General features: G+C 61.8%; 22 protein-coding genes and 1 other RNA gene. 12 read left to right on the top strand and 11 right to left on the bottom strand.

The genetic code is table 11. From position 1 onward, the window contains the following. Positions 1–196 precede the first annotated feature (196 nt). On the top strand, positions 197–343 hold the full coding sequence (locus NR126_RS03190) for a hypothetical protein (protein ID WP_177327211.1): 147 nt from the start codon (positions 197–199) through the stop codon (positions 341–343). Between the two features lie 3 nt (positions 344–346). Here the strand turns inward: NR126_RS03190 and NR126_RS03185 are convergent, their stop codons facing one another. The 4 genes from NR126_RS03185 to NR126_RS03170 form a co-directional block, all read right to left on the bottom strand. Beyond that, positions 347–970 (bottom strand): 5-formyltetrahydrofolate cyclo-ligase, encoded by a 624-nt coding sequence (locus NR126_RS03185; protein ID WP_027616896.1) that lies wholly within the window; start codon positions 968–970, stop codon positions 347–349. 87 nt (positions 971–1,057) lie between these two features. After that, positions 1,058–1,236: non-coding RNA, 6S RNA (gene ssrS / locus NR126_RS03180), on the bottom strand. A gap of 30 nt (positions 1,237–1,266) precedes the next feature. Further along, complete coding sequence (locus tag NR126_RS03175; RefSeq protein WP_027616897.1) at positions 1,267–1,584, bottom strand: cell division protein ZapA; 318 nt, start codon at positions 1,582–1,584, stop codon at positions 1,267–1,269. Further along, complete coding sequence (locus NR126_RS03170) at positions 1,581–1,790, bottom strand: TIGR02449 family protein (protein WP_027616898.1); 210 nt, start codon at positions 1,788–1,790, stop codon at positions 1,581–1,583. The genes NR126_RS03175 and NR126_RS03170 overlap by 4 nt, the downstream gene beginning before the upstream one ends. A 164-nt stretch (positions 1,791–1,954) precedes the next feature. Here NR126_RS03170 and NR126_RS03165 point away from each other — a divergent pair, with 164 nt between their 5' ends. The 9 genes from NR126_RS03165 to gcvH all read left to right on the top strand — a co-directional run bounded on the left by NR126_RS03165 (position 1,955) and on the right by gcvH (position 11,271). Further along, positions 1,955–2,515 carry a YecA family protein gene (locus NR126_RS03165; protein ID WP_027616899.1) on the top strand — a complete coding sequence of 187 codons (561 nt, stop codon included), beginning with the start codon at positions 1,955–1,957 and terminating at the stop codon, positions 2,513–2,515. Between the two features lie 31 nt (positions 2,516–2,546). Continuing rightward, the gene (pepP, locus tag NR126_RS03160) at positions 2,547–3,881 is read left to right on the top strand and encodes a Xaa-Pro aminopeptidase (RefSeq protein WP_027616900.1); all 1,335 of its coding nucleotides are present in this window, start codon (positions 2,547–2,549) and stop codon (positions 3,879–3,881) included. Then, the gene (gene ubiH, locus NR126_RS03155) at positions 3,878–5,065 is read left to right on the top strand and encodes a 2-octaprenyl-6-methoxyphenyl hydroxylase (protein ID WP_256829659.1); all 1,188 of its coding nucleotides are present in this window, start codon (positions 3,878–3,880) and stop codon (positions 5,063–5,065) included. Before pepP ends, ubiH begins: the two co-directional genes overlap by 4 nt. Continuing rightward, positions 5,058–5,543, top strand: coding sequence for a DUF4442 domain-containing protein (locus NR126_RS03150; protein WP_027616902.1), 486 nt, complete (start codon positions 5,058–5,060; stop codon positions 5,541–5,543). The genes ubiH and NR126_RS03150 overlap by 8 nt, the downstream gene beginning before the upstream one ends. A 9-nt stretch (positions 5,544–5,552) precedes the next feature. Continuing rightward, positions 5,553–6,770 (top strand): 2-octaprenyl-3-methyl-6-methoxy-1,4-benzoquinol hydroxylase, encoded by a 1,218-nt coding sequence (locus NR126_RS03145; RefSeq protein ID WP_256829811.1) that lies wholly within the window; start codon positions 5,553–5,555, stop codon positions 6,768–6,770. 107 nt (positions 6,771–6,877) lie between these two features. Further along, a complete protein-coding gene (locus NR126_RS03140) occupies positions 6,878–7,879 on the top strand; it encodes an extracellular solute-binding protein (RefSeq protein WP_027616904.1) in 1,002 nt (333 codons plus the stop codon). 102 nt (positions 7,880–7,981) lie between these two features. Continuing rightward, on the top strand, positions 7,982–9,598 hold the full coding sequence (locus tag NR126_RS03135; RefSeq protein WP_027616905.1) for an iron ABC transporter permease: 1,617 nt from the start codon (positions 7,982–7,984) through the stop codon (positions 9,596–9,598). A 155-nt stretch (positions 9,599–9,753) separates the two neighbouring features. Then, positions 9,754–10,836: a glycine cleavage system aminomethyltransferase GcvT gene (gcvT, locus tag NR126_RS03130; RefSeq protein WP_256829658.1), complete on the top strand. Its 1,083-nt coding sequence runs from the start codon at positions 9,754–9,756 to the stop codon at positions 10,834–10,836. 51 nt (positions 10,837–10,887) lie between these two features. Next, a complete protein-coding gene (gene gcvH / locus NR126_RS03125) occupies positions 10,888–11,271 on the top strand; it encodes a glycine cleavage system protein GcvH (protein WP_105753611.1) in 384 nt (127 codons plus the stop codon). Positions 11,272–11,315: 44 nt separating this feature from the next. Here gcvH and NR126_RS03120 read toward each other — a convergent pair whose 3' ends face one another. After that, complete coding sequence (locus tag NR126_RS03120; RefSeq protein ID WP_256829657.1) at positions 11,316–12,455, bottom strand: DegT/DnrJ/EryC1/StrS aminotransferase family protein; 1,140 nt, start codon at positions 12,453–12,455, stop codon at positions 11,316–11,318. 151 nt (positions 12,456–12,606) lie between these two features. On the opposite strand from NR126_RS03120, the gene gcvP reads away from it, so the two are divergent. Next, positions 12,607–15,480 (top strand): aminomethyl-transferring glycine dehydrogenase, encoded by a 2,874-nt coding sequence (gene gcvP, locus NR126_RS03115; RefSeq protein WP_256829656.1) that lies wholly within the window; start codon positions 12,607–12,609, stop codon positions 15,478–15,480. 70 nt (positions 15,481–15,550) lie between these two features. Here gcvP and NR126_RS03110 read toward each other — a convergent pair whose 3' ends face one another. From NR126_RS03110 to NR126_RS03090, 5 genes are all read right to left on the bottom strand, one after another. Further along, positions 15,551–15,865, bottom strand: coding sequence for a DUF2388 domain-containing protein (locus tag NR126_RS03110; RefSeq protein WP_027616910.1), 315 nt, complete (start codon positions 15,863–15,865; stop codon positions 15,551–15,553). Between the two features lie 72 nt (positions 15,866–15,937). After that, positions 15,938–16,387: an NfeD family protein gene (locus tag NR126_RS03105; protein WP_027616911.1), complete on the bottom strand. Its 450-nt coding sequence runs from the start codon at positions 16,385–16,387 to the stop codon at positions 15,938–15,940. A gap of 10 nt (positions 16,388–16,397) precedes the next feature. Then, positions 16,398–17,318: an SPFH domain-containing protein gene (locus NR126_RS03100; protein WP_027616912.1), complete on the bottom strand. Its 921-nt coding sequence runs from the start codon at positions 17,316–17,318 to the stop codon at positions 16,398–16,400. Between the two features lie 70 nt (positions 17,319–17,388). Beyond that, positions 17,389–19,170 (bottom strand): GspE/PulE family protein, encoded by a 1,782-nt coding sequence (locus NR126_RS03095; RefSeq protein ID WP_256829655.1) that lies wholly within the window; start codon positions 19,168–19,170, stop codon positions 17,389–17,391. Positions 19,171–19,281: 111 nt separating this feature from the next. Beyond that, positions 19,282–19,620, bottom strand: a complete 339-nt coding sequence (locus NR126_RS03090) for a hypothetical protein (protein ID WP_027616914.1) — start codon at positions 19,618–19,620, stop codon at positions 19,282–19,284. Positions 19,621–19,745: 125 nt separating this feature from the next. On the opposite strand from NR126_RS03090, the gene NR126_RS03085 reads away from it, so the two are divergent. Continuing rightward, positions 19,746–20,210, top strand: a complete 465-nt coding sequence (locus NR126_RS03085) for an Lrp/AsnC family transcriptional regulator (protein ID WP_027616915.1) — start codon at positions 19,746–19,748, stop codon at positions 20,208–20,210. 124 nt (positions 20,211–20,334) lie between these two features. On the opposite strand, the gene NR126_RS03080 is transcribed toward NR126_RS03085, so the two are convergent. Continuing rightward, positions 20,335–21,702: an inorganic triphosphatase gene (locus tag NR126_RS03080; RefSeq protein WP_027616916.1), complete on the bottom strand. Its 1,368-nt coding sequence runs from the start codon at positions 21,700–21,702 to the stop codon at positions 20,335–20,337. Between the last annotated feature and the right edge of the window lie 116 nt (positions 21,703–21,818).

The following is a 21,818-nucleotide window of genomic DNA, read 5'->3' as shown; positions in this document are numbered from 1 at the left end:
TTTTATGCTCCAAAAGAAGGGGGCGCGAAGGATAAGGGTAAATATATGACAAACCGACGGTCGGTTGACGCCAGTGTTTGCGTGTCGCCTCACGTTACCGCAAAATGCCGGACTTTTAAGCAAGACGCGGCAAGCACGGCCTGGAATGGACACGGCTGCTGACATCGTGTGTGACACGCCTTGAGGGGGGCAATCGATGCAACGCAAGCCGGATTTACTCTGGGTACTGGTGATCGTGTTTGGTCTGGGTGTGGTGACGACCGGTTACGCACAGAGCCTGTGGGCCAACAAGACCGATGCACCGATCGAAGTCGCGCAACAGATCCAGCCCTTCAAGCGCTAAGGTTCAAGTGTCAAGGATCGCCGGGTCGGCAACGTACCACTGGCGATCGGTCACCGTGCCTTGCAGCGGCACATCCCAACTGGCTTGTGCCAGCTTCCCGACTTTCTGACATTCGTGGGCCAGGCCCATCAGCGTCGGCTTGCGCCAGCTTTTGCGGCGCTCCAGATACGCCAGGCTGCGGTCATAGAAACCGCCGCCCATGCCCAGGCGCCCACCGTCCTCGTCAAAACCGACCAGCGGCAACAGCACCAGGTCCAGTGTCCAGACCTTGCGCTGGCGCGCCGGGTTGACTCGCGGCTCGAGAATGCGAAAACGGTTGGGCTGCAGTTTTTCGCCGGGACGAATGCGCTGGAAGACCATTTTGGTCCGTGGCCAGGCGCTGAGCACCGGCAGGTAGGTGGCCTTGCCCCGGCGCTGGGCGGCGCGCAGCAGCAGGCGCGGATCGATTTCACCGTCGGTGGGCAGGTACAGGGATATGTGTCTGGCCCGGCGAAACAACGGATGTTGCGCCAGTTGTCGATACAGCCCGCGGGCGGCCTGCTGTTGCTGGCGGCCGGTCAGTGCGCGGCGGGCCTTGCGCAACTGGCGTCGAAGTTGCGGGCGGGAAAGCGGCGCAGGTTCGGTCATCGTCTTGGGCTGTTCGAGTGTCGAATACGCCAGAAGGGCGTGATCGTAAAAAGCCGATGCCAGTATGAACTGGCATCGGCTTGAATCAGGCTCCCCGGATGAACCGCTGCTGACTTAGCCCTTGAACCCGAAAGTTCAAGGTGGAAGATGCAGTAGGCTTTAAGGCTTTCCGTCTAGCGGACATGCACACCAGCCCAACGTGCAACCTCCAGGGTAGTGCGAATCGGCTCAGGGACATCGTCAACTGGCAAGCACCCCAGGGAGTGGCGCGAGTATACCGCAACCACCCCAAGGAATCAGCTTTTGCCTACATCCTGATCGGACGCGAGCACCAGGTCGACGCGATCGAGCAGATCACGCACCTGCTCGCGAGTCGAGCCGCTGGCCTGCACGTCCGGTCGTTCCTGGCTGTGCAGCAGGTCATGGGTGATGTTCAAGGCGGCCATCACGGCAATGCGATCGGCGCCGATGACTTTGCCGCTGCTGCGGATTTCGCGCATCTTGCCATCCAGGTAGCGGGCGGCGCTCACCAGGTTGCTGCGTTCTTCCTGGGGGCAGATGATCGAATACTCTTTATCGAGGATCTGCACGGTGACGCTATTGCTTGAACTCATGAGTCTTGCTCCAGGGCCTTGAGGCGCGAAATCATCGATTCGACCTTACGCCGGGCGATTTCATTTTTTTCAATGAGGTGCGCGCGTTCCTCGCGCCAGGTTTTTTCCTGAGCTAGTAAGAGTCCGTTTTGACTCTTTAGTTGCTCGACTCGGGTAATTAACAACTCGAGTCTGGCCATCAGCGCTTGCAGGTCGTCGTCTTCCATTGTCTTCACTGTCTGATGGGGGGCGGACTTCAGGCGCGATCTCGCACCGCGTGGTGTCAGATGCTCGGCGTTAACATCGCGAGCAGGCTCGCTCCTACAGGGGAGTCGATGTAGGATACAAGGCCTTCATTCTAGACATAGCGCCGCTTGGCGCCTAGCTACCCATGCCCATTCAGAATTCTCCGTACCAAGCCTTTGCCACCCTGCTGCAAACCAGCGGCCATCCTGTCTCGCCTGCCGAACTGCACGGCCTGTTGCTCGGCCGCAGCTGCGCCGGCGCCGGCTTTGATGCCGAAGGCTGGCTGATCGATGCCGCCGAACTGCTCGAAAGCGAGCCGCATGACAATGTCCGCAACGCCCTGATCGGCCTGCAGGAGATGGTCAAGGGCGAGCTGACCGGCGAAGACATGACCGTGGTCCTGCTGTTGCCAACCGACGATGCGCCGCTCACTGAGCGTGCAGCCGCGCTGGGCGAGTGGTGCCAGGGTTTCCTCAGCGGTTTTGGCCTGAACTGCCGTGACAGCAGCATGCTGAGTACCGAAGCCACCGAAGTGTTGCAGGACCTTTCGGCCATTTCCCAGGTCCAGGACGCTCTGGAAGAGTCCGACGACGGCGAAAACGACTATATGGAAGTCATGGAGTACCTGCGGGTCGCCCCATTGCTGCTGTTTACCGAGACCAAAAAAGCCGCCGAACCGGCTGCTGCCAAGCCATCGCTGCATTAATCCATTGCTGGAAAGGGACGCCCATCTGCCCATGATTCATATCCCGAAATCGGAATACACCCGCCGCCGCAAGGCGCTGATGGCGCAGATGGAACCCAACAGCATCGCAATCCTGCCGGCCGCCGCCGTGGCGATCCGCAACCGTGACGTCGAGCACGTCTACCGCCAGGACAGCGATTTCCAATACCTCAGCGGTTTCCCGGAGCCTCAGGCAGTCATTGTCCTGATCCCTGGGCGCGAGCACGGCGAGTACATCCTGTTCTGTCGCGAGCGCAATGCCGAGCGCGAACTCTGGGATGGCCTGCGTGCCGGCCAGGAAGGCGCGATTCGCGATTTCGGTGCTGATGATGCCTTTCCGATTACCGATATCGACGACATTCTCCCCGGCCTGATCGAAGGCCGTGACCGGGTGTACTCGGCGATGGGCAGTAACGCGGAATTCGACCGGCACCTGATGGAGTGGATCAACGTGATTCGCTCCAAGGCGCACCTCGGCGCCCAGCCGCCGAACGAATTCGTTGCTCTGGATCATCTGTTGCACGACATGCGCCTGTATAAATCGGCGGCAGAGGTCAAGGTGATGCGCGAAGCCGCGCGGATTTCCGCCCAGGCCCATATCCGGGCGATGCAAGCGAGCCGAGTGGGCTTGCACGAGTTCAGCCTTGAAGCCGAGCTGGATTACGAGTTCCGCAAGGGTGGGGCAAAAATGCCGGCCTATGGCTCGATCGTCGCCGCCGGGCGCAACAGTTGCATCCTGCACTACCAACAGAATGACGCGCAGCTCAAGGACGGCGACCTGGTCCTGATCGACGCCGGCTGCGAGATCGACTGTTACGCCAGCGATATCACACGCACCTGGCCGGTCAACGGCAAGTTTTCGGCGGAGCAGAAGGCGATCTACGAGCTGGTTCTGGCCGCGCAGGAAGCCGCGTTCGCACAGATTGCGCCGAACAAGCACTGGAATCAGGCACACGAAGCCACGGTGCAAGTGATCACCGCCGGTCTGGTCGAGCTGGGATTGCTGCAAGGTGAGGTCGACGAGTTGATAGCCAGCGAAGCCTACAAGGCGTTCTACATGCATCGCGCCGGACATTGGCTGGGCATGGATGTGCACGATGTCGGCGAGTACAAGGTCGGCGGGGAGTGGCGGGTGCTGGAAGTCGGCATGGCCCTGACCGTCGAGCCGGGGATTTACATCGCTGCGGACAATCAGAACGTAGCGAAGAAATGGCGCGGCATTGGCGTGCGCATCGAGGATGACGTGGTAGTGACCAAGCAAGGCTGTGAAATCCTGACCCATGGCGTGCCGAAGACGGTCGCCGAGATCGAGGCGTTGATGGCCGCTGCCCGGACCCAGGTCGCATGAGCCGGGTCAATCTGGCAATCATCGGTGGCGGGCTGGTCGGCGCCAGTCTGGCGTTAGCCTTGCAGGCGGGCGCCAAGGCGCGCGGCTGGAAGATCGTGCTGATCGAACCCTTCGCTCCCGGTGACAGCTATCAACCGAGTTACGACGCGCGTTCTTCGGCGTTGTCCTACGGCGCGCAGCAGATTTACCAGCGCCTGGGTCTGTGGCAGGCGATTTCGCGGCGTGCTGAGCCGATCAAGCAGATTCATGTGTCTGACCGTGGACGTTTTTCCACCGCCCGTCTGTCGGCGATGGAGGAGGGCGTACCGGCCCTCGGCTACGTGGTGGAAAACGCCTGGCTGGGCCAATGCCTGTGGCAGGGCCTGGACAAGGACGTGATCAGTTGGCGTTGCCCGGCCGAGGTCACGCGCATGGAGCCGCTGGAAGACGGCTATCGGTTGACCCTCAATGATGAAACCAGTCTCGAGTGCGACCTGGCGGTTTTGGCCGACGGCGGCCGTTCCGGCTTGCGTGAGCAGTTGGGCATTGGCGTCAAGTCGCGTCCGTATAACCAGAGCGCCTTGATCGCCAACATCACCCCCAGTGAAGCGCACAACGGCATGGCCTTCGAACGCTTCACCGATGACGGTCCGATGGCCTTGTTGCCGTTGCCGGAAAATCGCTGCGCGCTGGTCTGGACCCGCCTGGGCATGGATGCGCAACGCCTGGCGGCACTGGATGAGCGCAGTTTCCTCAGTGAGTTGCAGGGCGTGTTCGGGTACCGCCTGGGTACGCTCAAGCAGGTCGGCGCACGGCATTTGTATCCGCTGTCGCTGATCGAGGCCGAGGAACAGGTGCGTCCGCATCTGGCGGTGTTGGGCAATGCCGCCCACAGCCTGCATCCGATTGCCGGGCAAGGCTTCAACCTGTCCTTGCGCGACGCCCTGGCCCTGGCCGAGGCCTTGCTCGCCAGTGACAGCATGCCGGGTGATTTCGCTACCCTGCAGGCTTATCGCGAGCGCCAACGCCTCGACCAGAACCTCACCGTCGGCTTCTCCGATCAGGTCACGCGGCTGTTCGGCAGCTCCCAGCCGCTGGTTTCCCTGGGGCGCAATATCGGCCTGTTGGGCCTCGACTTGTTGCCACCGGCCAAACGCTGGTTCGCCCGGCAGGCCATGGGCCTGGGGACGCGTCCGGATGTTTGAGTGGTTGACCCGCAAAGTCGGCAAGGCACGGTTGATGCGCATCCTGATGTGCTTTTACCCGCCCTATATCGGTGCCGGCGTGCGCGTGCGGCAGATCAGCGACGACTTTCGCGATGTCCAGGTGAGCATGGGGCTGGGCTGGTACAACCGTAATTACGTGGGCACCCAGTTCGGTGGCAGCCTGTATTCGATGATCGACCCGTTTTTCATGCTGATGCTCATGGAAAACCTCGGGCGCGACTACATCGTCTGGGACAAGTCGGCCGATATCGACTTCATTTCCCCTGGCAAGGGGCCGGTATTCGCCCGTTTTCGCATCGATCAGGGGCTGCTCGACGAAGTGCGCGAGCACACCGCCAATGGCGAAAAGTACCTGCCGCAATTGCGGATCGATATTCACGACGGCGCTGGCACCCTGGTTGCCCGGGTCGAGAAAACCCTTTACGTGCGGCTCAAGCCGCAAGCGAGACAGGCTTAAAGCATGGACATGCGCGCAGATCTGCTGATTGTCGGGGCTGGAATGGTCGGCAGTGCCCTGGCACTGGCGCTACAGGACAGTGGCCTGGAAGTGTTGCTGCTCGACGGCAGCCCGATGAGCGTCAAACCCTTTGATGCGCAATCGGCCTTCGAACCGCGGGTCAGTGCGTTGTCCGTCGCCAGCCAGCGGATTCTCGAGCGTCTGGGCGTCTGGGACGGTGTGCTCAAGCGGCGCAGCAGTCCGTACTCCGACATGCAGGTGTGGGACGGCAGCGGCACCGGTCAGATTCACTTTTCGGCGGCCAGCGTGCACGCCGAGACACTGGGGCATATCGTCGAGAATCGGGTGGTTCAGGACGCTTTGCTCGAGCGCCTGCATGATTGCGACCTGGGTCTACTGGCCAATGCGCGGCTGGAGCAGATGCGCCGCTCCGGCGATGACTGGCTGCTGACCCTGGCCGATGGCCGCACCCTGCGTGCCCCGCTGGTGATTGCCGCCGACGGCGCAAACTCGGCGGTGCGCCGCCTCACCGGGGTGGCCACCCGGGAGTGGGATTATCTACACCATGCAATCGTCACCAGCGTGCGCAGCTCCCAACCGCACCAGATGACCGCCTGGCAGCGTTTCACCGACGACGGCCCGTTGGCGTTCCTGCCGCTGGAGCGCGACGGTCAGCACGACTGGTGTTCGATTGTCTGGTCGACGACGCCCGAACAGGCGCAACGCCTGATGACGCTGGACGAAGAAGCATTTTGCGCAGAACTGGAGCGTGCCTTCGAAGGGCGCCTTGGTCGCGTGCTCGGCGCTGATCCACGGCTCTGCGTGCCGTTGCGCCAGCGACATGCCAAGCGCTACGTGGCAGAGGGGCTGGCGCTGATCGGCGACGCCGCGCATACCATTCACCCCCTTGCTGGGCAGGGCGTCAACCTCGGCTTCCTCGACGCCGCGGTGCTGGCCGAAGTGCTGCTGCAAGCCGCCGGCCGTGGCGAGCGGCTGGCGGAGGTGAAGGTGCTCAGTCGCTACGAGCGGCGGCGCATGCCGCACAACCTGGCGTTGATGGCGGCGATGGAAGGATTCGAGCGTTTGTTCCAGGCCGATCCCTTGCCGGTGCGCTGGTTGCGCAACAGCGGCTTGAAAATGGTCGATCAGATGCCCGAGGCCAAGGCGCTGTTTGTGCGTCAGGCTCTGGGTTTGAGCGGCGATCTGCCGGAACTGGCCAAGACCTGAGGGCGCCGCGCAACATCTGGTAACTTGTGCGGCGGAGGGATCGGTTGAGCTGGTAAATGTGAGTCCTTATCATTTCGGCTCATTTTTGCTATCGAGAGACCGCTCCCATGTTGGCACCGAAGCGTCTACTGACCGCCCTTGCCCTGACCCTGATTGGCACCACGGCACAGGCTGCCGACGAGGTGGTGGTCTACTCCTCGCGCATCGACGAGCTGATCAAACCGGTCTTCGATGCCTACACCGAGAAAACCGGTGTCAAAGTGAAGTTCATCACCGACAAGGAAGCGCCGCTGATGCAGCGCATCAAGGCCGAAGGTGAGAACGCCACCGCCGACCTGCTGCTGACCGTCGACGCCGGCAACCTCTGGCAGGCCGAGCAAATGGGTATCCTGCAGCCGTTCACCTCGAAAACCATCGACGCCAATATTCCCCAGCAATACCGCGCCAAATCCCATGCCTGGACCGGCCTGAGCCTGCGTGCCCGGACCTTGGTGTACTCCACCGACCGGGTCAAGCCGAGTGAACTGACCACTTACGAAGCCCTGGCCGATAAACAGTGGGAAGGCCGCCTGTGCCTGCGCACGGCGAAGAAGGTCTACAACCAGTCGCTGACTGCCACGCTGATCGAAACTCATGGCGAAGCCAAGACCGAAGCGATCATCAAGGGTTGGGTAAATAACCTGGCCACCGACGTGTTCTCCGATGACAACGCCGTGATGCAGGCGATCGCCGCCGGGCAGTGTGACGTCGGTATCGTCAACACCTACTACTACGGCCGCCTGCACCAGCAGAACCCGAATCTGCCGGTCAAACTGTTCTGGCCGAACCAGGCTGACCGTGGCGTGCACGTCAATCTGTCAGGCATCGGCCTGACCAAATACGCACCGCACCCGGAAGCCGCCAAGGCGCTGGTGGAGTGGATGACCACGCCTGAGGCGCAAAAGATCTTTGCCGACGTCAACCAGGAATTTCCAGCTAACCCAAGCGTGAAACCGTCGGCCGAAGTGGCCGCCTGGGGTCAGTTCGTCCCGGACGCCCTGCCGGTTGAAGTGGCGGGCAAGCGTCAGGCCGAGGCCATTCGCTTGATGGACCGTGCTGGCTGGAATTGAGTCAGCCGGTATACTGCGCCCCGCACTAGCGGGGCGTTTTGTTTGGGTGCCTGTCTTCTTCATCCCCGTGCTGCCTGTTTCCTCTGCTTGAGATCTCGCCCTGTGGCCCATCCCGCCCAACGCCGCTGGTATCCGCTGGTTTTCGCCGTCGCCGCCCTGGTTCTGCTGCCGCTGAGCGTCCTGTTGCTGTCGTGGCAATCCGTCGATGCGCAGATCTGGTCGCACCTGTGGGACACCCAGATGCCACGCCTGCTGGGCAACACTCTGACCCTGATCCTCGGGGTCGGCGTCGGCGTGACCTTGCTGGGCGTGAGCCTGGCCTGGCTCACCAGCCTGTGCGAGTTTCCCGGGCGACGCTGGCTGGATTGGGCGCTGATGCTGCCTTTTGCGATTCCGGCCTATGTCCTGGCGTTCGTGTTCGTCGGCCTGCTGGACTTCTCCGGCCCGGTGCAAAGCCTGCTGCGCGAATGGTTCGGCAGCGGCTTGCGCCTGCCTCGGGTGCGCTCCACGGGCGGGGTGATCCTGGTCCTGGTGCTGGTGTTCTATCCCTACGTCTACTTGCTGGCGCGAACTGCATTTCTGGCTCAGGGTAAGGGGCTGATGGAAGCGGCGCGGGTGCTCGGGCAATCGCCATGGCAGGCGTTCTGGCGTGTGGCCCTGCCCATGGCGCGCCCGGCCATCGGTGCCGGTGTGGCCCTGGCGCTAATGGAGACTCTGGCGGATTTCGGTGCGGTGTCGGTGTTCAACTTCGACACCTTTACCACAGCAATCTACAAGACCTGGTACGGCTTCTTCAGCCTGTCCAGCGCCGCCCAATTGGCCAGCCTGTTGCTGCTGGTGGTGATGGTGCTGCTGTACGGCGAGCGACGCGCCCGTGGCGCCAGTCGCGCGAGCAATGAGCGGCCGCGTGGCAAGGCGCTGTATCACTTGCGTGGGTTCAAGGCGCTGGCGGCGAGCACTTGGTGCGGCCTGGTGTTCGCCTGCGCGTTCGTGATCCCGTTGCTGCAGTTGCTGGCGTGGTTCTGGCAGCGTGGCCGTTTCGACCTCGACGAGCGCTACTCCGCGCTGATCCTGCACACCTTGTACCTGGGCGCCATGGCGGCGCTGATCACCGTCAGCGTGGCTATGGTCCTGGCGTTCGCCCGCCGCCTGGCACCGACCCGGGCCATTCGCTCCGGGATCAGCGTGGCGAATATCGGCTATGCCTTGCCGGGATCGGTGCTGGCGGTGTCGATCATGCTGGCATTCAGTTATTTGGACCGCGAGTTGGTGGTGCCCTTGTCGAGCTGGCTGGGTGGGGCCGGCAAGCCGTTGCTGCTGGGTAGCGTGGCAGCCTTGTTGCTGGCCTATCTGGTGCGGTTTATTGCGGTGGCCTACGGACCGCTGGAAAACAGCCTGGCGCGGATTCGTCCATCCTTGCCCGAAGCCGCCCGCAGCCTGGGAGTGAGTGGCCCGCGACTGTTTTTCAAAGTGTATCTGCCATTGCTGCTGCCCGGGACCCTTAGCGCGGCGCTGCTGGTGTTCGTCGATGTGCTCAAGGAAATGCCCGCCACCCTGCTGATGCGCCCGTTCGGCTGGGACACGCTGGCCGTTCGGATCTTCGAAATGACCAGCGAAGGGGAGTGGGCGCGCGCCTCCTTGCCGGCCTTGACCCTGATCCTGGTGGGACTGTTGCCGGTCATTGGCTTGATCCGCCGTTCGGCTCATCGCATCGGTTAGGTGCCAGTACTACACCTTGCGGCTACAATGCGCGGCATTCGGTGCGGATCGTCCTTCAGACCGGGTAGCTGAAATTGGCTGAAAGCCCTCTATTCTGAGGCTTTCACCCCGATAGCACCTGTTCGCACCTTCGCCACGCCCGGAAGGAGAAACCCATGGGACAGCGTACGCCTCTGTATGACCTTCATCTCGCCCTCGGCGCGAAGATGGTCGATTTTGGCGGTTGGGATATGCCACTGCATTACGGCTCGCAGGTCGAGGAACACCATCAGGTGCGCCGCGATTGCGGGGTGTTCGATGTTTCCCATATGACCGTGATCGATGTCAGCGGCCCACAGGCCAAGGCCTGGCTCCAGTATCTGCTGGCCAATGATGTCGAGCGCCTGCACATCAACGGCCGTGCCCTGTACAGCGCCATGCTCAATGAGCGTGGTGGCATCGTCGACGACATGATCGTCTATCGCCAGGAAGACGGTTACCGCCTGGTGGTGAACGCCGCCACCCGTGATCAGGACCTGGCCTGGATGCAGGCGCAGATCGGCCAGTTCCAGGTACAACTGCACGAGCGCCGCGACCTGGCAATGCTGGCGATCCAGGGGCCGCATGCCCGGCAGAAAATTGCCGAGCTGGTCAGCCAGTCCCGTGGCGTCCTGATCCAGCAACTCAAGCCTTTTGAAGGTCAATACGACGGCGACTGGTTCATTGCCCGTACCGGCTACACCGGCGAGGACGGCCTGGAAATTGCCATGCCGGCCGATCAGGCCCAGGCGTTCTTCAACGACCTGGTCGGCGCCGGGATCTCGCCCATCGGTCTCGGCGCCCGCGACACCTTGCGCCTGGAGGCTGGAATGAACCTCTACGGCCAGGACATTCATCAGGATGTTTCACCGCTGGCCTCGAACATGGCCTGGAGCATTGCCTGGGATCCCGCCGCTCGTCCGTTCATCGGCCGGGTCGCGCTGGAAGCCGAGCGTACGGCTGGCGTACAGCACAAACTGGTCGGCCTGGTGCTCGAAGAGCGCGGGGTTTTACGTGCGCACCAAGTGGTGCGCATCGCTGATGTTGGCGAAGGAGAGATCACCAGTGGTAGTTTCTCTCCTACGCTAAGCAAATCGATTGCCCTGGCGCGATTGCCGATGGCAACCGCCGACCGCGCAGAAGTGGAAATCCGTGGCAAGTGGTACCCGGTTCGGGTGGTAAAACCGACCTTCGTGCGGCATGGCAAAACCTTGATCTAACCATTTCCGGCGGGCCAGCACCGCTGACATTTCTTCTTGAGGACACAGAACATGAGCGATATCCCTGCCGACCTGCGTTTTGCCGAAAGTCACGAATGGGCGCGCCTGGAAGCGGATGGCACTGTCACGGTAGGCATCAGCGATCACGCTCAGGAGGCGTTGGGCGACGTGGTGTTTGTCGAACTGACTGAAGTGGGCAATGTATTCGGCGCTGGCGACCAGGCCGGTGTGGTGGAGTCGGTCAAGGCCGCTTCGGACATCTACTCGCCAGTTGCCGGTGAAGTGATCGCCGTCAATGAAGATCTGAGCGCCAGTCCAGAGTTGCTCAACTCCGAGCCTTACGGCGCCTGGATCTTCAAGCTCAAGCCAAGCAACCCGGCCGACCTGGAAAAACTCCTCGACGCCGCCGGCTACAAGGCCGCTATCGGCGAGTGATGCGCACGCAGGAGCCGCTCAGTCGGCTCCTGCGCCAACCTCCATCAGCGCTGCAGTACGGTTTTTACGGCTGCCACCACCCGCTCGACATCGCCCGAGTTCATGGTCGAAAACATCGGCAACGACACGATCAGCCGGCCAACACGCTCGGCCACCGGGAACATCCCCTCCTTGAACCCGCGTTCGCGGTACAGACTCAGCAGATGAATCGGCGGGTAGTGATAGCCGATGCCAATTCCCAGCTCCTGCATTTTCTCCATGAAGGTGGCGCGTGCCGGTAGTCCATCGGTGCGTTCAGGCAGGACCAATTGGAACAGGTGCCAGTTACTTTGGGTGAAGTCCGCCGGCGGCAACTGTGCACCGTAACGGGCCTCGAAATCGTCGCCGAAGCACTCAAAGTAATGTTTGGCCAGCATCCGGCGCTGGGCGGTGATCGCCTCTATCCCGGCAAACTGACCCAGGCCGATGGCGGCAGCGATGTCGGTCATATTGAATTTGCCGCCCAGCACGTCGACATCCAGGCCGTCGAAGCCGCTACGGGTCACCCCTTGCAGGCGGTACTTTTCCGCCAGTCGCGCCTCTTCAGGCGTGTTGAGGACCAGGCAGCCGCCTTCCGAGCAGGTGACATTCTTGTTCGCCTGGAAACTGAACGAAATGAAATCCCCGGTGGCTCCGATCCGCTGCCCGTTCCAGCTGGAACCCAGCGCCTGGGCGGCGTCCTCGATCACCCGCAGGCCATGCTTGCGGGCAATCGCGTACAGGCGCGCCATGTCCACCGGCAAACCGGCCAGATACACGGGAATGATGGCTTTGGTGCACGGGGTGATCGCGGCTTCCAGTTGGTCCAAATCGATGTTGCGGGTGATCGGGTCGATATCGGCAAACACCGGCGTCGCCCCGACTTCGAGGATCACGTTGGCGGTTGCCACCCAGGAGATGGGCGTGGTGATCACCTCGTCACCGGCACCGATACCGGCAATGCGCAGGGCGATTTCCATGGTGCAGGTGCCGGAATTGAAAGTGCGCACCGGGCGGCCGCCGAAAAACTCTGAGAGTTGCGCTTCAAAGGCCTGGACCTTGGGCCCGCTGGTGATCCAGCCGGAGCGCAGGACATCGCCGACCGCGCTGATGGTGGCTTCATCGATGACAGGTTTGGAAAACGGCAGAAAAGGCAGTTGGCTCATGACGATCAGGGCACCTGATGGGCGGACGTAGGCGAGACGCGCAACAGAATGGCTCCGATTGGCCGAAGACACCATACCCTGCGCACAGGGCAGCTATGCTGCCTGAACCGAGTTGAACAGACGCTGAGCGCCAATCAAGAGAGAGCCCGTCATGTCCCAAATGCCCAGCTTGAGCCAGTTACGCGACCCCAATGCCTTCCTGCGCCGCCACCTGGGGCCGGACGCCACTGAACAACAGGCGATGCTCGACAGCCTGGGGCTCGGCAGCCGGGTCGAATTGATCGAGCAGACGGTGCCGCCGGGCATTCGCTTCAATCGTGCGCTGGAACTGCCGCAGGCGCTGGACGAAGAGGCGGCGTTGGCAAAGCTGCGCGGCTATGCCGAGCAGAACCAGGTCTGGACCAGCCTGATCGGCATGGGCTATCACGGGACCCTGACGCCAGCGGTGATCCTGCGAAACGTGCTGGAAAACCCCGGTTGGTACACCGCCTACACCCCCTATCAGCCGGAAATTGCCCAGGGCCGGCTCGAAGCCCTGCTCAATTTCCAGCAATTGACCATCGATTTGACCGGCCTGGATCTGGCCAATGCTTCGCTGCTCGATGAGGCGACGGCCGCCGCGGAAGCCATGGCGCTGGCCAAGCGGGTGGCGAAGTCTAAAAGCAATCTGTTCTTCGTCGATGAGAACTGTCACCCGCAGACCATTTCCGTGGTGCAAACCCGGGCTCAGGGTTTCGGTTTCGAATTGATCGTCGACGCTGTGGATAACTTGCCGCAGCACCAGGTGTTCGGTGCGCTGTTGCAGTATCCCGATACCCACGGCGAGATCCGCGACCTACGGCCGCTGATCGATCACCTGCACGCCCAGCAGGCACTGGCTTGCGTCGCGGCTGACCTGCTCAGCCTGTTGTTGCTGACGCCGCCTGGTGAAATGGGCGCCGACGTGGTGTTCGGTTCGTCCCAACGCTTCGGCGTGCCGATGGGCTATGGCGGCCCGCATGCGGCGTTTTTTGCCAGTCGTGAGGAGTACAAGCGGGCGATTCCCGGGCGGATCATTGGTGTCTCGAAAGATGCCCGTGGCAATGTCGCCCTGCGCATGGCTCTGCAAACCCGCGAGCAGCATATTCGCCGCGAGAAGGCCAACTCGAACATCTGCACGGCTCAGGTGCTGCTGGCCAACATCGCCAGCTTCTACGCGGTCTACCACGGTCCGCAAGGGCTCAAGCGCATTGCGCAACGGGTGCACCGGCTGACCTGCATCCTCGCCGCCGGGCTCGAGCGCAACGGCATCACCCGCCTCAACCAACAGTTCTTCGACACCTTGACCCTTGAAGTGGGCGGCAGCCAGACCGCGATCATCGAAACCGCCAAGGCGGCGCAGATCAACCTGCGGATCCTGGGCCGGGGCCAGGTCGGCCTGAGTCTTGACGAGAGCTGTGACGAACGCACCGTGGCCAAGCTGTTCGACGTGTTCCTGGGGGCTGCCCATGGGCTGGAGGTCGCCGAGCTGGATGGCGAGCCCCTGGCGTCCGGGATTCCGGCCAGCCTGCTGCGCAGCAGCACGTACCTGCGCCATCCGGTGTTCAACGCCCATCACAGTGAAACCGAGATGCTGCGCTACCTCAAACAGTTGGAGAACAAGGACCTGGCGCTCAACCAGTCGATGATCCCGCTGGGCTCCTGCACCATGAAACTCAATGCCACCGCCGAAATGATCCCGATCACCTGGCCGGGCTTCGCCAACCTGCACCCCTTTGCGCCGAAGGAGCAGGCGACGGGCTATGGCTTGATGATCAGTGAGCTGGAGAGCTGGTTGTGCGCGATCACCGGATTCGACGCGATCTGCATGCAGCCCAACTCCGGGGCTCAGGGCGAATACGCCGGGCTGCTGGCGATCAGCAAGTACCACGCGAGCCGTCAGCAAGGTGCGCGGGATATTTGCCTGATCCCGGCATCGGCCCACGGCACCAACCCGGCTTCGGCGCAAATGGCCGGGATGCGGGTGGTGATTGTCGAGTGCGACGAGGCCGGCAACGTCGATCTGGAAGACCTGAAAACCAAGGCCGCGACGGCGGGGGACAAACTGGCCTGCCTGATGGCGACTTACCCTTCGACCCACGGTGTGTACGAAGAGGGCATCAGCGAGATCTGCGAAGTTATCCACAGTCATGGCGGTCAGGTGTACATGGATGGCGCCAACCTCAACGCCCAGGTCGGCCTGGCGCGGCCGGCGGACATCGGTGCCGACGTCTCACACATGAATCTGCACAAGACCTTTTGCATTCCCCACGGCGGTGGCGGGCCAGGGATGGGGCCGATCGGAGTTCGCGCTCATCTTGCGCCGTTCGTCGCCAATCATCCGGTAGTGCCGCTGGACGGGCCGGATCCGCAGAACGGTGCGGTCAGCGCCGCGCCCTGGGGCAGTGCCAGTATTTTGCCGATCAGCTGGATGTACATCGCCATGATGGGCCCGCAACTGGCGGATGCCAGCGAGGTGGCGATCCTATCCGCCAACTACCTGGCCGAACAGTTGTCCGGCGCATTTCCGGTGCTGTTCAGCGGGCGCAACGGGCGGGTGGCCCATGAATGCATCCTCGACCTCCGGCCGCTGAAGGCGCTGACCGGGATCACTGAGGAAGACGTGGCCAAACGCCTGATGGATTACGGCTTCCACGCGCCCACCATGTCGTTTCCGGTGGCCGGCACCTTGATGGTCGAGCCGACTGAAAGTGAGTCCAAGGCGGAGCTGGACCGCTTTATCAATGCGATGTTGAGCATTCGCGCGGAAATCAGCGAGGTGCAGAACGGCACCTGGCCGGCCGATGACAATCCGCTGAAACGCTCGCCCCATACCCTGGCGGATATCACGGGGGTCTGGGATAGGCCCTACAGCATCGAGCAGGCCGTGACGCCGGACGCCCACACTCGGGCGCACAAGTACTGGCCGACGGTGAATCGGGTGGACAATGTGTATGGCGATCGGAATTTGTACTGTGCGTGTGTGCCGGTGGATGAATATCGCTGAAGGAATGGCACTGGGCTTGGGCTGGAAACCACTGCAGGAGCGAGCTTGCTCGCTCCTGCAAAAAGCAGCATTACTCGGTGGTGGTATTACGCGCCAGAATCGCGTTGGCCAATTCCATATCGCTGGCCTGCAGACCCGGGTGCTCGGCGCGCACCTGGTGCATGGCCGACTCCAGGAACGGCCCGCGAATGGCGCCGTCGCTGGCGACGAAGCTGCTGGCGTCGTCCTGGGCCGCCGCGATCATTTTGTGATCCTTGGAGGTCAGGTAGGTGGAAGCCGTGGTCGCACCTGAGGAAATCACGTTTCTCCAGAAAGTATCGGCCATGGCAGACCCGGCGCTCAGCGAGAGCAGGGCAAGGGTAGCGGCGGCCAGTTTGACGCGCATTTAGGGTGACTCCATCGGGTTGGGAAGAACTGGCCGTTTGGATTGGCAAAGGGCGATTTTGTTCCGCGCCGGCTAATCCAGATGCTCGACGACGATCACCACACCATCCAAACCCACTACCCGTACTTTGGCGCCCTCGGGAGTGTCCGGCCCCCTGGCCATCCACACGCCATCAGCCACCTTGATCTTGCCGCGCCCGTCGACTATCGCCTGATGCACCACGAACACCTTGCCCAGCAGTTCCTGGCCGCGCAGGTTGAGGTTCGGCTCGTCGCTGGTCCGCACTGCACTGCGCTGGCGATACCACCAGTACAGGGCGGTGAAGATCGACAGCAAGCCGAACAGCAGGAACTGCCACTCCCATGACAGGCCGGGAATGACGAAAGTCAGCACGCCGACGGCGGCGGCCGCCAAGCCGATCCACAGCAGGTAGCCGCCGGCACCGAACACTTCGAGAATCAACAGCACAGTGCCCAGTGCCAGCCAGTCCCAGAATGAAAGCTGTTGCAGGAATGCCCACATAAATCGCGCCTCAGGCCTTCTTGCTGTCGAACGTGGCCTTGACGATCTCGCCGATACCGCCGACCGCGCCGATCACCTGGCTGGCTTCCAGCGGCATCAGGATGACTTTGCTGTTGTTGGCCGAAGACAGTTTGCCGAGGGCGTCGATGTATTTTTGCGCGACGAAGTAATTCACTGCCTGGACGTTGCCGTTGGCGATCGCCTCAGACACCACCTGGGTGGCCTTGGCTTCTGCTTCGGCCTGGCGTTCACGGGCTTCGGATTCGAGAAATGCTGCCTGGCGACTGCCTTCGGCTTCGAGGATCTGTGCCTGCTTCTTGCCCTCGGCGGTGAGAATCGCCGAGGCGCGCAGGCCTTCGGCTTCTAGGATCTGCGCACGCTTGATCCGCTCGGCTTTCATCTGCCCGGACATGGCCGCCATCAGGTCGGCGGGCGGGCTGATGTCCTTGATTTCGATCCGGGTGATCTTGATGCCCCAGGGCGCGGTCGCTTCATCCACGGTGCGCAGTAGTTTTTCGTTGATACCGTCGCGCTGGCTGAGCATGGCATCCAGTTCCATCGAACCCAGTACAGTGCGGATATTAGTCTGCAGCAGGTTGCGAATGGCGTGTTCGAGGTTGTTCACCTCATAAGCCGCCTGTGCGGTGTTGACCACCTGGAAGAAGCACACGGCATCGATCTGCACCGTGGCGTTGTCGGCGGTGATGACTTCCTGCGGTGGAATATCCAGCACGCTTTCCATCACGTTGATCTTGCGACCGATGCGGTCCATCACCGGAATGATGATGTTCAGGCCTGGCTTGAGGGTGTTGGTGTATCGGCCAAATCGCTCGACGGTCCATTGATAGCCCTGGGGAACCACCTTGAACCCCATGAACAAAATGGCCACCACCAAGCCAACGAAAAGCAGAAGTACGCTACCGGTTTGCATGAAATATCCCTGTTCAGTCAATGAAGGTGCAGGCCTGAGTGTAGCGGTGGGTGCTTGTCCGCGACACGCTTTACTTCCGTTCAGGATGTGGCGTCACCCGCAGGACTTCGTCGATGCTGGTCAGGCCTTTGGCGACTTTTTCCGCGCCGGCCTCGCGCAGACTGCACATGCCGTCCTTGAGCGCCTGGTAACGGATGGCCTGGATATCGACAGCCGGGTTGAGCATGGCTTTGAGGCGCTCGCTCAGTTGCATGATTTCGTAGACACCTGCGCGGCCGCGGTAACCCGTGTTGCGGCACTCCAGACAACCTGTGGCGCGATGTGCGTTGGTGGGCGGAGCCAGCGGTCTTGGGTGAGTCAGGCTGCGCCAGTCACTGTCGGACAATGCCAGTGGCACCTTGCAGTGTGGGCACAGGGTGCGCACCAGACGCTGGGCCATGACCCCGAGCAGGGTCGCCTTGATCAGATAGTGCGGGATGCCCAATTCCAGTAAACGGCTGATGGCACTGGGCGCATCGTTGGTATGCAGGGTCGACAGCACCAGGTGCCCGGTAAGCGCTGCCTGAATGGCCATCTCGGCGGTTTCGAGGTCACGGATTTCACCGATCATGATGATGTCCGGGTCCTGGCGCATCAGCGCGCGCACTCCGCTGGCAAAGCCCAGCTCGATACTGTGCTGGACCTGCATTTGCGTGAATGCCGGTTCGATCATCTCGATCGGGTCTTCGATGGTGCACAGATTGACCTGGGTCGTCGCGAGTTGTTTCAGGGTGCTGTAGAGGGTAGTGGTCTTGCCCGATCCCGTCGGGCCGGTGACCAGAATGATGCCGTTGGGCTGGCGCGTCATGTCTTCCCAGCGACGTAGATCGTCGGCGGAAAATCCCAGTTGATTGAAGTCCTTGAGCAGTACCTGCGGATCAAAAATGCGCATGACCAGCTTCTCCCCGAACGCGGTGGGCAGGGTCGACAAACGCAGCTCCACTTCGCCGCCTTCCGGAGTCCTGGTCTTGACGCGGCCGTCCTGGGGTTTGCGCTTTTCGGCAACGTTCATCCGCCCCAGGCTTTTCAGGCGACTGACAATCGCCACGCTGACCTGAGGCGGAAATTGATAGACCACGTGCAACACGCCGTCGATGCGAAATCGTACGGTGCCCTGTTCGCGCCTGGGCTCGATGTGGATATCACTGGCACGCTGCTGGAAGGCGTACTGGAACAGCCAATCGACGATGTTGACGATGTGCGCGTCATTGGCGTCGGGCTCCTGGTCGCTGGCGCCAAGGTTGAGCAACTGCTCGAAGTTGCCCCCGACGGTCGCTGCATGATCCGCCAGGCTGGCACCGCGGACTGACTTGGCCAAGCGATAGAACTCGACGCTGTAGCGCTGAATGTCGGCCGGATTGGCCAGCACGCGCTTGATCGGCAGTTGCAGCACATGGGCCAGGTCGGCTTCCCAGCCACGAACGTAAGGCTGCGCGCTGGCGACGGTCACTGCGTGGCGATCGATCGCCACGGCGAGGATTTTGTGGCGCTGGGCGAAGGCATAGGACATCAGCGGAGTGACCCGGGCGACATTGATGTTTAGCGGGTCGATGCGCATGTAGGGCTGGCCGGCCTGTTGCGCCAGCCACAGGGTCAGGCTTTCCAGATCCAGGTGTTGGCCCGGTCGGTGGCGGTCGGCAAGTTGCTGGCTGGCAAGAAACTCCAGTGGGTGTAATTGGCTGTTGGCTGGGTCGCGTCGGGCGCTGAGCGTCTGTTCGGCCGCCTCTTGGCTGAGGAACCCTTGAGCGATCAAGGCGCGCAGCAGTTCGTTGAGATCCAGCCAGCGATCCGGGGTAGCGAGTTGAGAGGACATCCGCACTCCTTGTGGAAACGATGTAGAGCATCGATTGGCAAGGATAGATCTCCCCCGACGCAGCCTTGGCGGTACGCCCGGATCAAGCGTTGCGAGGTTTTTCTGCGGTCTTCAGCCGGTCGCCAGTATCGCTACATCCCGGTGAGAGTCAGTGGTTGTGAGTTCCACCGAGCAGACACTGATCAGGTTACGGAGTTTTTCCGCGATCACTTCGGCCCGATGCCAGCTCAAGCCGTCGATCACGATGTCCAGGGCCAACAGGTCGTCCTGACGCTGCACGTTGACCTGCAGCGGCACGAGGAATTGCAGGGCAAACAGGTTCAGCGCCCGGCATAGCAGGTCTGGCTCGGCTTCGGCGAGCAATTGGTAGTGGACTTGGCAATGGGTGTTGGCTGCGTGCCAGACATCGGCGCGGACAGGTGGGTTGCTGACAGCTTCGAGCGGGGGCATGGTCGGTCTCCAGGGCGATGGAGAAATTTTTACATCTGTCGTGGGGTTTTTTTTGCCTAAGATAGGCGAAATTGCAGGTCAGTCGAATTAATTGATTCTCAGATAAACGATAGAGAGGTTTATTTATGCGCAGCGAGCTGGACGCTTACGATCGCCGTATTCTGGCGTTGCTGCAGGAGGACGCTTCACTGTCCAGCGCGCAGATCGCCGATCAGGTCGGGTTATCCCAGTCGCCGTGCTGGCGCCGGATCCAGCGAATGCGTGAGGAGGGGGTGATTCGTGGTCAGGTGACCTTACTTGACCGCAAGAAAATCGGCCTCAACACGCAGATATTCGCCGAGGTCAAACTGAACGCCCACGGCCGTTCGAACTTCACCGAATTCACCGAGGCGATTCGCGGTTTTCCTGAAGTGCTGGAGTGTTATGTGCTGATGGGCGCGGTGGATTTTCTGCTGCGGATCGTCACGGCGGACATCGAAGCCTACGAGCGCTTCTTCTTCGAGAAACTGTCGATGGTGCCGGGGATCCAGGAAGTGAACTCGATTGTGGCGTTGTCGGAGATCAAGTCGACCACCTGTTTGCCGGTTTGAAGGTTTTGCGGTGATTGGGCGGGCCTCTTCGCTGCGATGCGGCGGCCCGACAAGCCAGCTCCTACAGGGGGTTTGTGTGCACCACACGTCCCTTGTAGGAGCTGGCTTGCCAGCGATGGCGGCATTACATACGCAGCAAGGTCTTCCACGCGCGGTTCTGATACACCGCAATCGCCTGCTGCTTGCGGGCATCGAGCACTTCGTCGGTGATCGACTCGTTGGCCAGTTGCGCCAGTTTGTTCAGCTCGCCATACAGGCGATCCATTTCCGCCACGTCCAGCACGGCGCGGGCGTGGTGCAGCCAGGCCTGGATACGTTCGATGCGCGGCAACTGCTCGGCGAGGTCTTCCGGCTGCTGCTGGTAGCGTTGCAATTGCAGCGAGGTGGCTTCTTCAGCCAACAGGCGTGGCAACCAGTTCCCCAACTGCGCAGCGCCCTGGCGATTGCCCCGGGTGTTGCGGTCGGCGGTCCAGCTGCGAGCCAGCAACCAGCGTGACGCGTTCAGCGAGAACTGGCCCCAGCGTGGGTCTTCGAGTTCTTCGAGGAATTGCTCGGGTGCCACCTTGCGTACGTCTTCGTCGTCCAGACCGGCCTGGACCAGTGGACGCCAGTCTTCGAGCAGGGCGTCGAGTGCCGCACGCAGGTCGTGGGTCGACTGGCGTGGCGCGGCTTGGCCGAGGCTACCAATCAGTGCGCGCAGTTCGGCCAGGCACTCGACCCAGTCCTGCAGCAGGCGCCAGTGGCCGTTGAAGCGGTACTGCTCGGCCAGACGCTGGCTGCTGCCCAGCAAGTGCCAGCACAGGGCTGCGAATGCATCGTCCAGCGGCATTTCGAAGCTCAGCTCGGGGGCCGGCAGGCTCAGCGAGTAGCTGTTGGCGTCGTACAGGCGATAGCCACGTTCCGCCTTGCTGATGTCGCACGGCATCAGCGCCAGTTTCTCGGCCAGCTCGGCGGCCAGTTCCAGCAAGGCTGCCGGCTCGCCTTCGCGCAGTTCCAGTTCCAGCTCGCAGATTTCTTCTTTCTGCTTGCCGACCACGACGTGGCCCAGGTCCAGTGCGGCCTCGATCACCACCTTGGCCTTGCCGCGGCCCCAGGCGATTTCGGCGCGCTCGCGCACGAAGTCGGTGGTGAAAATGGGCTTAAGGGTTTTTTTGTCCAGCTCAGCCAGCGCTTCAGGCCAGCATTCACCGTCGAGTTTTTTGATGTCGAGCTTGGCCTTGGGCAGGTCCCAGTTGAATTCATTGCGCTCGGACAGGCCGGCGACACTCTGGCCACGGGTCTTGAGGGTCTGGATCACTTCGTCGCCGTCGCGGCGCAGGCGCAGGGCGACCTTGGCGTGGGCCAGTTCGCGCTCCGGGGTGTCGAAGTACTGGTTCATCAACTCACGGCTTTCCCAGCCGCTTTTGTTGCGTTTTTTCAGCAGGGGATGCTCGCGCAAGGCGGCGAGGGTTTCGCGGCTGACGCGCAGTTTGATTTCGGTTTCTTTGTGCATGGCCGGAAAATCCAGGATCGGGAGTGCAGCCGGAGAAGGTGTGGCTGCCAAGGCCGTGCAGTGTACCGCGCCGCGACGGTTTATTCCTGTCACTGGATGGTTCTATGATGAAGCTC

Origin of the sequence: Pseudomonas sp. Pse1, from assembly GCF_024519635.1 — a bacterium.
In the GTDB taxonomy this organism is placed as follows: Bacteria; Pseudomonadota; Gammaproteobacteria; order Pseudomonadales; family Pseudomonadaceae; genus Aquipseudomonas.
The sequence above is the reverse complement of the archived record's forward strand: the minus strand, read 5'-3'. Positions and strand labels throughout refer to the sequence as shown.